Source organism: Citrobacter werkmanii (assembly GCF_008693645.1).
Taxonomy (GTDB): Bacteria; Pseudomonadota; Gammaproteobacteria; order Enterobacterales; family Enterobacteriaceae; genus Citrobacter; species Citrobacter werkmanii.
Map to the genome: position 1 here is coordinate 1,711,602 of NZ_CP044101.1, position 13,029 is coordinate 1,724,630.

The 13,029-nt window shown below is 50.3% G+C and carries 14 protein-coding genes; 6 read left to right on the plus strand and 8 right to left on the minus strand.

Going from position 1 to position 13,029, the window contains the following annotated elements; genetic code table 11:
• Positions 1-159 precede the first annotated feature (159 nt).
• Both dpiB and dpiA read left to right on the plus strand, forming a co-directional pair.
• Complete coding sequence (dpiB, locus tag FOB24_RS08675) at positions 160-1,821, plus strand: sensor histidine kinase DpiB (protein ID WP_038638721.1); 1,662 nt, start codon at positions 160-162, stop codon at positions 1,819-1,821.
• Positions 1,790-2,470 carry a two-component response regulator DpiA gene (gene dpiA, locus FOB24_RS08680; RefSeq protein ID WP_003831279.1) on the plus strand — a complete coding sequence of 227 codons (681 nt, stop codon included), beginning with the start codon at positions 1,790-1,792 and terminating at the stop codon, positions 2,468-2,470. Before dpiB ends, dpiA begins: the two co-directional genes overlap by 32 nt.
• 149 nt (positions 2,471-2,619) lie before the next feature.
• Here dpiA and dcuC read toward each other — a convergent pair whose 3' ends face one another.
• Positions 2,620-4,002 carry an anaerobic C4-dicarboxylate transporter DcuC gene (dcuC, locus tag FOB24_RS08685; RefSeq protein ID WP_085047522.1) on the minus strand — a complete coding sequence of 461 codons (1,383 nt, stop codon included), beginning with the start codon at positions 4,000-4,002 and terminating at the stop codon, positions 2,620-2,622.
• A gap of 451 nt (positions 4,003-4,453) precedes the next feature.
• Here dcuC and pagP point away from each other — a divergent pair, with 451 nt between their 5' ends.
• Together pagP and cspE are read left to right on the plus strand one after the other, a co-directional pair.
• Positions 4,454-5,017 (plus strand): lipid IV(A) palmitoyltransferase PagP, encoded by a 564-nt coding sequence (gene pagP / locus FOB24_RS08690; RefSeq protein ID WP_038638726.1) that lies wholly within the window; start codon positions 4,454-4,456, stop codon positions 5,015-5,017.
• A 188-nt stretch (positions 5,018-5,205) separates the two neighbouring features.
• Complete coding sequence (gene cspE, locus FOB24_RS08695) at positions 5,206-5,415, plus strand: transcription antiterminator/RNA stability regulator CspE (RefSeq protein ID WP_000034825.1); 210 nt, start codon at positions 5,206-5,208, stop codon at positions 5,413-5,415.
• Positions 5,416-5,466: 51 nt separating this feature from the next.
• On the opposite strand, the gene crcB is transcribed toward cspE, so the two are convergent.
• Positions 5,467-5,850, minus strand: coding sequence for a fluoride efflux transporter CrcB (gene crcB, locus FOB24_RS08700; RefSeq protein ID WP_003831281.1), 384 nt, complete (start codon positions 5,848-5,850; stop codon positions 5,467-5,469).
• Between the two features lie 90 nt (positions 5,851-5,940).
• Between crcB and FOB24_RS08705 the strand changes: the two genes are divergently transcribed.
• A complete protein-coding gene (locus FOB24_RS08705; RefSeq protein WP_150344794.1) occupies positions 5,941-6,729 on the plus strand; it encodes a deaminated glutathione amidase in 789 nt (262 codons plus the stop codon).
• Positions 6,730-6,857: 128 nt separating this feature from the next.
• Positions 6,858-7,061, plus strand: a complete 204-nt coding sequence (gene tatE, locus FOB24_RS08710; protein ID WP_038638735.1) for a twin-arginine translocase subunit TatE — start codon at positions 6,858-6,860, stop codon at positions 7,059-7,061.
• 97 nt (positions 7,062-7,158) lie between these two features.
• Here tatE and lipA read toward each other — a convergent pair whose 3' ends face one another.
• The 6 genes from lipA to mrdB all read right to left on the minus strand — a co-directional run bounded on the left by lipA (position 7,159) and on the right by mrdB (position 13,027).
• Positions 7,159-8,124, minus strand: a complete 966-nt coding sequence (lipA, locus tag FOB24_RS08715) for a lipoyl synthase (RefSeq protein ID WP_003022702.1) — start codon at positions 8,122-8,124, stop codon at positions 7,159-7,161.
• A gap of 206 nt (positions 8,125-8,330) precedes the next feature.
• Positions 8,331-8,972, minus strand: a complete 642-nt coding sequence (lipB, locus tag FOB24_RS08720) for a lipoyl(octanoyl) transferase LipB (protein WP_085047521.1) — start codon at positions 8,970-8,972, stop codon at positions 8,331-8,333.
• 113 nt (positions 8,973-9,085) lie between these two features.
• The gene (gene ybeD, locus FOB24_RS08725; RefSeq protein WP_003022706.1) at positions 9,086-9,349 is read right to left on the minus strand and encodes a DUF493 family protein YbeD; all 264 of its coding nucleotides are present in this window, start codon (positions 9,347-9,349) and stop codon (positions 9,086-9,088) included.
• Positions 9,350-9,455: 106 nt separating this feature from the next.
• Positions 9,456-10,667, minus strand: a complete 1,212-nt coding sequence (gene dacA, locus FOB24_RS08730) for a D-alanyl-D-alanine carboxypeptidase DacA (RefSeq protein WP_038638745.1) — start codon at positions 10,665-10,667, stop codon at positions 9,456-9,458.
• A 142-nt stretch (positions 10,668-10,809) separates the two neighbouring features.
• Entirely contained in the window at positions 10,810-11,904 is a 1,095-nt protein-coding gene (gene rlpA / locus FOB24_RS08735; RefSeq protein ID WP_085047520.1) for an endolytic peptidoglycan transglycosylase RlpA, read from the minus strand.
• 10 nt (positions 11,905-11,914) lie between these two features.
• Entirely contained in the window at positions 11,915-13,027 is a 1,113-nt protein-coding gene (gene mrdB, locus FOB24_RS08740; RefSeq protein ID WP_006685529.1) for a peptidoglycan glycosyltransferase MrdB, read from the minus strand.
• Positions 13,028-13,029: the final 2 nt, after the last annotated feature.

A 13,029-nucleotide genomic window follows, 5' to 3' on the forward strand; every position in this document is an offset into this window, starting at 1 on the left:
TTAATTTAACCCAGAAATAGCGCGTGGTTTTAATTTGTTTAATTGATTTAAGGTGGGGAATCTGCAACGATCCTGTTTTATATCGTCACTTTTAAATAAAACATTTTTATTACAACTACAATAGAAAATAAGTTTCGGTAACGTCGGTGAGGAAAATTTATGGCAGAACAGAAAAATAAAACACGGTTTCCTTTTTTTCGCAGTCTGGCGTTTCCGTTACGCATTTTTCTGCTCATTCTGGTCGTTTCTGTTCTTATTATCGCAGCGTTAGCACAATACTTTACCGCCAGTTTTGAAGATTATCTGACGACACATGTCCGCGATATGGCAATGAACCAGGCCAAAATCATCGCCTCTAATGACAGCATCATCACGGCGGTGAAGCATCGTGATTACAAGCGTCTGGCGACTATTGCCGACAAACTACAGAGCGGGACTGATTTCGATTATGTGGTGATTGGAGATACCCACTCTATTCGTCTTTATCATCCGAACCCGGAAAAAATTGGTTACCCGATGCAGTTCACCAAGCCTGGCGCGCTGGAAAAAGGTGAGAGCTACTTTATTACCGGCAAAGGATCTATTGGGATGGCAATGCGCGCCAAAACCCCTATCTTTGATGACGATGGCAAAATCATTGGCGTGGTCTCAATTGGCTATCTGATCAGTAAAATTGATAGCTGGCGATCGGATTTCTTACTGCCAATGGCTGGGGTATTTATCCTGCTGTTGTTGGTACTTATGCTGCTCTCCTGGTTTTTTGCTGCCCATATTCGTCGGCAGATGTTGGGGATGGAGCCTAAACAAATCGCGCGGGTGGTGCGTCAGCAGGAAGCGCTGTTCAGCTCGGTGTATGAAGGGTTGATTGCCGTGGATCCTGACGGATATATCACTGCGATAAACCGCAGTGCGAGGAAAATGCTGGGGCTGTCATCGCCGGGCAGAAAGTGGCTGGGCAAACCGGTAAATGAAGTCGTTCAGCCAGCGGACTTTTTCACCCAGCAGATTGCGGAACAACGCCAGGATGCGATGGTTAATTTTAATGGGTTGAGCGTTATCGCCAACCGTGAGGCGATTCGCTCCGGTGACGAACTGCTCGGCGCCATTATCAGTTTTCGTAGTAAAGATGAAATTGCTACCCTTAATGCGCAATTAACGCAAATCAAACAGTATGTTGAGAGCCTGAGAACGCTGCGTCATGAGCACCTGAACTGGATGTCGACTATCAATGGCCTGCTGCAAATGAAAGAGTATGACCGGGTGCTGGCTATGGTTCAGGGCGAGTCACAGGCGCAGCAACAACTGATTGACAGCCTGCGCGGCGCCTTTGCCGATCGTCAGGTGGCGGGTCTGTTATTTGGTAAGGTGCAACGTGCGCGGGAACTGGGTCTTACGATGACCATTGTTCCTGGCAGCCAACTGCGCCAACTGCCTGAAGGGCTGGATAGCACAGAGTTTGCAGCAATTGTTGGCAATCTGCTTGATAATGCCTTTGAAGCGAGTTTACGCACCCAGCAAGGCAACAAAGTCGTCGAACTTTATTTGAGCGACGAAGGGGATGATGTGGTCATCGAAGTTGCCGATCAGGGATGCGGTGTGCCGGAAGCATTGCGTGAAAAAATATTTGAACAGGGTGTAAGCACCCGTACCGATGAACCAGGCGAACATGGCATCGGTTTGTATCTGATTGCAAGTTATGTGAGGCGCTGTAACGGGGTGATTACGCTCGAAGATAACTCCCCTTGCGGCACCTTATTTTCTTTATTTCTTCCGAAAGTGAAAAAAAATAATGACGGAACCATTAACGCTACTGATCGTTGAGGATGAAACGCTACTGGCGGAAATGCATGCTGAATATATCCGCCATATACCCGGCTTCAGCCAGATATGGCTGGCGGGTAATCTTGCGCAGGCAAGAATGATGATTGAGCGTTTTAAGCCCGGTTTGATTCTTCTTGATAACTACTTGCCGGACGGTAAGGGTATTACTTTGTTGCATGAGCTGACCCAGGCGCGTTATCCGGGCGGTGTGGTCTTTACCACGGCGGCCAGCGATATGGAAACGGTCTCCGAGGCCGTGCGCAGCGGCGCGTTTGATTATCTGGTCAAACCTATCGCTTACGAGCGGTTGGGGCAGACGCTGACGCGGTATCAACAGCGCAGACGCATGCTGGCAGGCAATGACAGCGCCAGTCAAAAGCAGATTGATGAAATGTTTAACGCCTACGCGCGCGGCGAGCCGAAAGGCGATTTGCCGACCGGGATTGATGCGTTAACGCTGAATGCGGTGCTGAAGCTATTTGCCGATCCGACGGTACATCATACTGCGGAAACGATCGCCCAGGCGCTCACCATCAGTCGAACGACCTCCAGACGTTATCTGGAGTACTGTGCCAGCCGCCATTTGATTATCGCGGAGATTATTCACGGGAAGGTGGGTAGACCGCAGCGTATTTATCACGGCGGCTAATACACGTCATCCTTTAAGCTGCCTCTTTGTTGGCTGCGTGCAGAAACCCCAGTCACATAGTTATCTATGCTCCTGGGGATTTCTTTACTTGCCGCCGCGATGCAGCATAAATGATTTTGTGTATTAAGGTCAGGTATTGACAGGTATCGTTAACCGCCAATCAGGGCAGACGTTGCCGGTACCATCACTTCGGTGGCGATAATCACCACCAGCAGTCCGACCAGCACCGGAACCGAGGTACGTTTCACAACTTCGAACGGAGAAATCTTCGCCATCCCAGCCACAGCCACAACGACGCCGGAGACTGGGGAAATGGTACGCCCGAGGTTGGAGGCCTGAAGCATCGGGATAGCGAGGTAAGCCGGGTTAATGCCGGAAGAGTGTGCCAGTTTCGGGATCATCTCAACGAAAGCATAGAACGGCGCGTTACCGGAACCCGTGGTCATTGCCGCCAGCATGGTCAGGATCACCAGTACCAGCATCAGAATAATACTCGCTGAGCCAAACGAGGTGGCGATAGAAATCAGGCTTTGAATAAAGCCGATGGTACTCAAGCCCTGGGCAAAAACACCCGCAGCGACGAGCAGCATCACTACGTTAGCAAAGGCGTCCGCCATGCCCCGGTAAGCGACTTCCAGACCTGAAAACACCTTTTGAGTGTTGAATCCACGAATAAATTCCAGAACGGCGGCGATGAGCATGCACAGTACCAGAATCGTAATAATGTGCAGCTGCGGACCCCATTTACCATCAAAAATCAGAACGCCTACGATCGGTGTAAACGGCAGGATGGCGTAAAACGACGGCGCGGTAGTGGTGATTTCTGCTACGTCTAACATTTCGTGAGAAATGTTCTCTTTTTTATCCAGGTAGCGCTGCCAGAAAAAGTGTGCGAGCGCCATAGCAATGATGGCGGCAATGGAAATTGGCAGCGTGGTTTTAAACGCGAAATCAATCAACGGCATTTCTGCGGCTTTTGCCGCCAGCACCACATCACCGGATGTCGGTGAAAGAATGATTGCGGCAGGGGAAGCGCATATGGCCGCCGCGGCGCCACGGCTGATCCCAACGTTAACCATAACCGGGAAAAGCGTTGCCATCAGCAATACGCCCAGACCGGTAGCTGACGAGACTGCCAGCGACATCAGACAGGCGACAAAATAGGCGGCAATCATCAACAGATAAGGTGAGTTGATATATTGCAGCGGTTTGGAGGCCAGCTTAACGACCATATCATTCGCGCCAATATGCGTCATGTAGGCGGCAAAACCACACAGCATCATAATCATCATGCCGAGATCGCCACCGCGACTCATCAGCAGAATTTTAATGTATTCAACAATGTCTGTAGCAGTATAGCCCGTCGTTGCTGCGCTGGAAGGCAGAACTTTATGTCCCATCACCGCACTGATAATCAGCAAAACCAGACCGCCAACAAACAGTACGCCGGTGGCGGAATAACCTTTGATGATGTAGCGCGCTACACCCACAATAACCACAACCCCAATAAGGAGTTCAATAAATGTCAACATTGTTTCCCCTGTCGCATTGCTGCCCGGAAAGTAAAAAAACTAAAAAAAGTAAAAAGTGGTGACAGAATGTGCCTAATAAACCGATAACTATTGCTGATTGAAATCAATAAAAATACGGATTCAACCGATGGCCTGACTGTTTTTTCAACATCGTGGTTTAGAAAGGAATATCCCCGGCAAAAACTGTGAAACAGCATTGCTGTTGTGTGTATTTTGATATGAGGGTGTTAAATTATTGTTTATTTGTTTGTCCATCACGTTTGAAAAGAACAATTTATTAGCAATCAAGAGAAAATTATTCCTGTAATAAAGCCCAGTAAATAGAGGGGGAATCATCTTATAAGTATTGCCCGAAGAATATTCTGATTTTTTATCTGCGCATTTTTGTTAAGTTAACATTAAGGTTGAGTTTGCTACAATTGCTAATAACTCCCAGGATGGTAATTAAGTTGTGATTGTCGCTAAACGATATTTTCTCATTTTTTCATTTCTTTTTATTCAGTTAGCTTTCATTCCCCAAGGGGCTGCTGAAGATAAAGGCTGGTTTGCCACGTTTAAAGATAATGTCAGTGAAACCTGGCAGCAGCCGGAGCATTATGACCTGTATGTACCGGCTATTACCTGGCATGCCCGTTTTGCCTACGATAAAGAAAAAACCGATCGCTACAATGAACGCCCATGGGGGGCCGGATTTGGCCAGTCCCGTTGGGATGATAAAGGTAACTGGCACGGGCTTTATATTATGGCCTTTAAGGATTCCTACAATAAATGGGAACCGATTGGCGGCTACGGCTGGGAGAAAACCTGGCGACCGCTGCCTGATGAAAACTTCCATACCGGCCTTGGCTTTACCGCTGGTTTTACCGCACGCGATAACTGGAACTACATTCCCGTACCGGTGCTGTTACCGCTGGCGTCAATCGGTTATGGTCCGGCAACGTTCCAGATGACCTACATTCCAGGAACCTATAACAATGGTAACGTCTACTTTGCGTGGTTACGCTTCCAGTTTTGATGGACTGCCTGTATTGTCAGTCAGGTTTTAAAAAAACCATTAAAAACATATGGATGGAAACGGTTACTGAAAAATAACGCGACATTTATCACTTTTTGATAAAGTTCGACTGGACAAAGCGCATCACAATTGTTGTACTGATACCCGACACAGCATTTGTGTCTATTTTTCATGTAAAGGTAATTTTGATGTCTAAGATTAAAGGTAACGTTAAGTGGTTTAATGAGTCCAAAGGATTCGGTTTCATTACTCCGGAAGATGGCAGCAAAGACGTGTTCGTACACTTCTCTGCAATCCAGACCAATGGTTTTAAAACTCTGGCTGAAGGTCAGCGCGTAGAGTTCGAAATCACTAACGGTGCCAAAGGCCCTTCTGCTGCAAACGTAATCGCTCTGTAAGCATACGACAGCAAGCATTCAAAACCCGCTTAATTGCGGGTTTTTTTCGCTCTAATGTGCGGGAGAGGCAGAAACCAGCCAGAATGCCAGGGCGGTCATCGCAAATGATCCCAGCAGATTAACCAGCACATTCACCATAGCCCAGCCAAAGCGTCCTTCCTGAAGTAAAAACACGACCTCTGCCGAGAAGGTGGAGAACGTTGTCAACCCGCCGCAAAAGCCGGTAGTAATCAGTACTTTCCACATTGGATCGATGTTTGTCATGCGATTAAACCACGCCAGACCCATACCAATGATAAACGCGCCAAGTAAGTTTGCCGCCAGCGTACCGAATGGGATAGCCTGATGCAGTGGGTTGAAGCGCATGCTCAACATCCATCTTGCTACGCTACCTGTACCACCACCGATAAAAACCGCTAAAAGAAGTTGTAACACTGCTAAATCCTGCTATTTGATTGTATATAGGATGAGTGTAACGCTGAATAATCACTGTTGGCGAGCCTGACAAACTTTTCTGGAGGGAATATGTTCGTTGCAGCAGGGCAGTTTGCCGTGGAACCTTCGTGGGAAAAGAATGCAGAAACCTGCGCTTCATTAATGTCTCAGGCCGCAGGAGAGGGAGTATCGTTGTTGGTACTACCGGAGGCGTTGCTGGCCCGTAACGATATTGACCCTGACCTGTCAGTGAAGTCAGCGCAATTGCTGGAGGGTGGGTTTCTGACGCGTTTACTCCGAGAAAGCGCGCAAAATGAGATGACGACAATTCTGACGATTCATGTTCCTTCTGTGCCAGGTCGGGCTTTTAACATGCTGGTGGCGTTGCGGGGAGGTCGGGTTGTTGCCCATTATGCAAAATTGCATCTTTACGACGCGTTTGCGATTCAGGAGTCGCGGAATGTCGATGCAGGAGACGCCATAGCGCCGCTGCTGGACGTAGACGGATTAAAGGTAGGGTTGATGACCTGCTATGACCTGCGTTTCCCTGAGCTGGCGTTAGCGCACGCTCTGCAGGGGGCCGACATTCTCGCTTTACCTGCCGCCTGGGTGCGGGGAGCGCTAAAAGAGCATCACTGGGCAACATTGTTGGCGGCAAGGGCTCTTGATGCTACTTGCTATGTTATTGCCGCTGGAGAATGTGGTAATAAGAACATTGGGCAAAGCCGGGTCATCGATCCCTTTGGGGTGACCATTGCCGCAGCGGCAGAAACGCCGGCGCTGATTATGGCCGAGGTTTCAGCAGAGCGGGTGAAGCAGGTCAGGGCGCAACTTCCGGTGTTAATTAACCGACGCTTTGCGCCACCGCAATTATTATGACGTTTTTTTAAACAAGACTTGATTCACCTTGTTACAGATTGCTATTGTGTGCGCGCGTCGAAAGGCCGTTAATATTCTCAGGTTAATATGGCGCATTATGTAGCCTGGTTTAAGTTAAGAAGGTATCTATGGGTGAGATTAGTATTACCAAACTGCTGGTGGTTGCCGCACTGGTCGTTCTGCTGTTTGGTACCAAGAAGTTACGTACACTGGGTGGAGACCTGGGAACGGCAATTAAGGGCTTTAAGAAAGCGATGAACGACGATAATACCGATGCCAGGAAAGAGGCTGATGGTAGCGTTCAGGCGGAAAAGCTCTCTCATAAAGAGTAATATCAGGAGCATGATGCTCATACTGTATGCTCTGTATGAAAAAAACCGGCAAATTGCCGGTTTTTTTATTGCTGATATGTAAGTGAGTATTACACGATTACTTCACTTCCAGCCCTTTGGCCTGCATATCAGCGTGGTATGAAGAACGAACAAACGGGCCGCAGGCTGCATGGGTAAAGCCCATCGCCATGGCTTCGGCTTTCATCTCGTCGAACTCATCCGGGCTTACATAGCGTTGCACCGGCAGGTGATGGCGGCTCGGCTGCAAATATTGCCCCAGCGTCAGCATGGTCACGCCATGACTGCGCAGATCGCGCATCACTTCAATAATTTCGGCATTGGTTTCACCCAGACCTACCATCAGACCCGATTTAGTCGGGATCTCCGGGTGCGCTTCCTTGAAACGCTCCAGAAGCTTCAGCGACCAGTTGTAGTCCGCTCCCGGACGGACATTGCGGTAAATACGCGGTACGTTTTCGAGGTTGTGGTTAAATACGTCCGGCGGCGTGGCCGTGAGGATATCCAACGCGCGATCCATACGACCACGGAAGTCAGGCACCAGCGTTTCGATTTTAATCGATGGGCTTTTCTCGCGGATAGCGGTGATGCAGTCAGCAAAGTGCTGAGCACCGCCGTCACGCAGATCGTCACGGTCAACGGAGGTAATGACGACATAGCGCAACGCCATGTCCGCAATGGTCTGAGCCAGTTTCAACGGCTCGTTGGCATCAGGCGCAACCGGACGGCCATGGGCAACGTCACAGAATGGGCAACGGCGAGTACAGATTGCGCCGAGGATCATGAAGGTTGCGGTTCCGTGATTGAAACATTCAGCCAGGTTAGGGCAGGAAGCTTCTTCGCAGACAGAGTGCAGGCCGTTTTTGCGCATTGCCGCTTTGATGCCCTGGATGCGGGTGGAGTCCGCTGGCAGTTTTATTTTCATCCATTCCGGTTTACGCAGCAGGGCTTCACGCTCTGTTGCCACATTTTTAACCGGGATAAGAGCCATCTTATCGGCATCGCGGTATTTAACACCGCGTTCCATCACAATGGGTTTACTCATAGCTTGCGTGTTCCAGTTGCGAATTACGAAGGAAAGCGTTTCAATTCAAGGGAATGTTGCATTTATCAACTATTTTTGAATTAGTGATACGCAGTATATCATTGAAACGGGCCAGAAAGCAGCCTGACAGGCTGGCAAAATGTAAAATAGTTGTTGTTTTGTGCCATTTGCCACAACATATGCCGTGGCAAAGTATGACAGCCTTTTTAGTCTACAACGTACTCGTGCGGTGGGTTACCCAACAGCGCCAGAATGTTGGCCAGCAGGCGTGGGCGAATGCTCTCAGTCGTGGCAGCGTTATCCCATTGCGATACTTTTGCCATCTCCATTCCGGCATAACCGCAAGGGTTGATACGCAGGAAAGGCGACAGGTCCATATCCACGTTGAGCGCTAAGCCGTGAAATGAACATCCCTTACGAATACGTAACCCTAATGAGCAGATTTTCTTCTCACCGACATAAACGCCTGGCGCATCGGCTCGCGGGTGGGCGTCGATGCCAATTTCCGCAAGGGTATTGACGACAGTTTGCTCCAGCAGCGTAACCAGTTCGCGAACGCCCAGTTTGCGGCGTTTCAGGTTCAACAGCACATACATGACCTGTTGACCTGGTCCGTGGTAGGTCACCTGACCGCCGCGATCGCTCTGAATCACCGGAATATCTCCCGGCATCAGTACATGCTCGGCTTTACCGGCCTGACCCTGGGTAAAGACAGGATAATGCTCTACCAGCCAGATTTCATCATGACTGTTTTCATCGCGGGTATCGGTAAATTCGTGCATGGCCAGAGAGACTGGCTCGTAAGGTTGAAGACCGAGCTGGCGGACCAGAATTTTATCCTGATACAAAACGGCATCTCCGTAGATACTCACACAGAGTAGAGAATGTTAAAGAGGGGAAAAGTATATCACAGGAGGAAGGGGTTACCCGAGCGGGGATGCAGCGGGTAACCGACAGGTTTTTACAGCACCATGCGTACGATATCAATATTGCCTAATTCTTCGTACAGTGTTTCAACCTGCTCAATGTGTGTAGCAGTGATGGTGATAGAGACCGAGTGGTAGTTGCCTTTGCTGCTCGGTTTTACCGTCGGAGAGTAATCACCTGGCGCATGGCGCTGTACCACTTCAACCACCTGATCAACCAGCTCAGGCAACGCCTGCCCCATTACTTTGTAAGTAAATGGAGTAGGGAATTCAAGCAGTTCGTTAAGTTTGGTTTTCATGTCAGCTCCGGCGTTACATCAAAAAATAATAACTCCCACAGCGCGTGGGAGTTATCTGGATACCTAGTATATGGGGACGTAAATCACACTTTCAAGTGTTCGATTTTTAGCCAAACCAGTGATGGAACATTAATTTAATGTAATCAATGATTTTCCCAAAGAAGTTGCCTTCCGGGATTTCCTGCAGCACGACCAGTGGGCGCTGCTCGATGGTTTTGCCATCAAGCTGGAAGTTGATGGTGCCGACAACCTGGTTTTTCTGCAGCGGCGCGTGCAGTTCAGTGGTGTTCAGCACATAACTTGCTTTCAGATCTTTCATACGGCCGCGCGGAATAGTCAGGTAGACATCCTTATCGACACCTAACGATGCGCGATCGGTGTTACCAAACCAGGCGGGTTCTGAGGCAAATTCTTTACCCACTTTCAGCGGGTTGACGGTTTCGAAGAAACGGAAGCCCCAGGTCAGCAGTTTTTTGCTTTCGGTTTCGCGACCTTTATAGGTGCGGCCACCCATTACGGCGGAGATCAGACGCATCTGGCCTTCGGTTGCGGATGCAACAAGGTTATAGCCAGCTTTATCGGTGTGACCGGTTTTGATACCGTCGACATTCAGGCTGTTATCCCACAGCAGACCGTTACGGTTTAACTGACGAATGCCGTTAAAGGTGAACTCTTTTTCTTTATAGATAGAGTATTCATTAGGCACATCGCGAATCAGCGCCTGACCAATCATCGCCATATCGCGGGCTGAGCTGTACTGACCGTCAGCATCAAGACCATGAACGGTCTGGAAGTGGGTGTTTTTCAGACCCAGCGCGTTCACATAGCTGTTCATCAGGCCGACGAAAGCATCCTGGCTGCCGGCAGCGAAGTCAGCCATCGCCACACATGCGTCGTTCCCGGACTGCAGGTTAATACCACGGATCAACTGAGAGACAGGAACCTGCATGCCAGGCTTGAGGAACATCAGCGATGAACCTTTAAAGACCGGGTTACCCGTAGCCCATGCGTCATTGCCGACGGTGACCAGATCGGTTTCTTTGAACTTCCCGGCTTTCATCGCCTGGCCGATGACGTAGCTGGTCATCATCTTGGTCAGGCTGGCGGGGTCGCGGCGAGTGTCAGCATTCTGTTCTGCCAGAACTTTACCTGAGTTGTAATCAATCAGGATATACGACTCCGCATCGATCTGCGGAACGCCGGGGATCATGGTTTTAATATTCAGGTCATCGGCATGGGCAGCAGAGAGAGTAGCTGCGCAGAGAGCCGCGGTGAGCGCCATACGCTGCACGAAACGAGCGGAAAAAGTGGTCTTCATGGTCTGAACTACGACGTCCGTGATGAAATTAAAAAAAGTGCCCTACTATAGCAAATGCATAACGGGCAGGCATCTGACTTTCCGCGTGACTTTGTTAATGTCATTTACGGAAATTGACAATTCAGATACCCGGTTTACGTTATTACATGCCGGTGATGAAGGACTGTAATTGCGCCTCGGATTGAAGACGCTGCTGCAATGAGGAGGCTTCAGTTTTACTGGCGAATGGCCCCATCTGAATACGCCATACCGCGCCGTTTTGCACTACCCGTCCAGGGACGCCAAACTGCTGGCTTAAGCGCTTTTGATACTGCTGCGCACGGGTTTGATCGCTAACGGCACCGACCTGAACGACATAGCGTCCGTTGGTCGCAGCAGCTGGCGCGGCAACGGTCGCTGGCGCGGTTACCGTGGCAGTTGATGCTGCGGGAGCGGCGGTTACAGGCTGTGGCGCAGGCGTGGGTTCGCTGCCTTCAAGTACACCGGCAGCAAGCGTTGTCGGCGCGCCGAGGAAACCACTGCTGTTGACCGGCGCACCGCTCGTATCCTCGCTTTTCAGCGTGGAATTACTGATAGGGCGGATATCGTTTTGCGCCTGACCCGCATCCGGTGCGGAAGACATCGCGCCGCCACCGCTTAAATCAGGACGAGCCGGCAGGGCATAGGTTTGTTTCGCCACAGTCGTGCAGGCCATACCCGGGCCGGATAATGAACCATCCTGCGCGACGATGATAGGGTCGATACGCACTTTGGTGTTGTTAGACGTGTTCAGACGGTCGGCGGCGGCACGTGAAAGTGAAATGACGCGATCGTTGCCATAAGGGCCGCGATCGTTAATGCGTACGACGATCATCCTGCCGTTTGCCAGGTTGGTGATTCTGGCATAGCTTGGGATCGGCAGCGTCGGGTGCGCAGCGGTCAACTGCATTGGGTCAAACGCTTCACCAGACGCGGTTAAATTGCTTCCAGGCTCCGCATCATAAATAGCGGCAAGCCCAGCCTGGCTAAAGCGGGAGGGATCCTGGACTATTTTGTAGCTCTTACCATCACGCTGGTAGTCCTGATTCGCCGTTGGGTTCAGGGGTTCAAAGCGCGGATCGGCCCCGCTGATTTCAACAATCGGACCATTACACACCGCAGGCTGCGGCGCGACAGCAACCTGTTGCTGACCATCATCATTCGAACACGCCGCGAGCATTCCTGCTGCGATGCAGATACCAAGCCACTGCTTACGCATTGCGTACCCCTTACACGCTTTTCGACAACATTTTTCTATGGGTGTGGATCGACATAACAATCCCGAACCCGGCCATCAGCACGATCAGTGCCGAGCCTCCGTAACTGACCAATGGGAGTGGAACCCCAACCACAGGTAGAATACCGCTCACCATACCAATATTTACGAAGACATAAACGAATAATATCAACATTAAACCACCCGCCATGACGCGACCAAAGGTGGTTTGTGCGCGAGCAGCGATCCACAACCCGCGCATAATCAGCAAAATGTACAGCGTCAGCAAAATCAGGATTCCCACCAGACCCAGCTCTTCCGCTAAGACTGCGAAGATAAAGTCAGTGTGGCGTTCGGGTAAAAACTCGAGCTGCGACTGCGTACCGTGCAGCCAGCCTTTACCGCGTAATCCGCCGGAACCAATAGCAATTTTAGACTGAATAATGTGATAGCCCGCGCCCAGCGGATCGGTTTCTGGATCAAGTAACATCATGACGCGCTGACGCTGGTAGTCATGCATCAGGAAGAACCACAGTATCGGAATAAACGCGGCGACCAAAACGACTGCCACACCGATTAAACGCCAGCTTAAACCGGAAAGGAACAGGACAAACAGACCAGAAAGGGCAACCAGAATTGAGGTGCCGAGGTCAGGCTGAGCGGCAACCAGCAGCGTGGGCATAAAAATCAGCACCAGCGCAATCGCGGTATTTTTTAGCGATGGCGGGCAGACGTCGCGGTTGATGAAGCGCGCGACCATCAGCGGCACGGCAATCTTGGCGATTTCAGAAGGCTGAAAGCGCACGATACCCAAATCCAGCCAGCGCTGAGCGCCTTTGGAAATAGCGCCGAAGGCGTCAACCGCCACCAACAGAATGATACAGAAGATATAGAGATAGGGCGCCCAACCTTCATAAACCCTGGGCGGAATTTGCGCCATCACCACCATGATGACCAGACCCATCGCGATCTGGCCGACCTTACGCTCCATCATGCCAATATCCTGGCCGCTGGCGCTCCAGATGACCAGCGAGCTGTAGACCAGCAGAGCCAGCAAAATAAGCAACATTGTGGGATCGATGTGGATTTTGTCCCAAAATGTTTTTTTGTTCGGATTATCCGTCACGA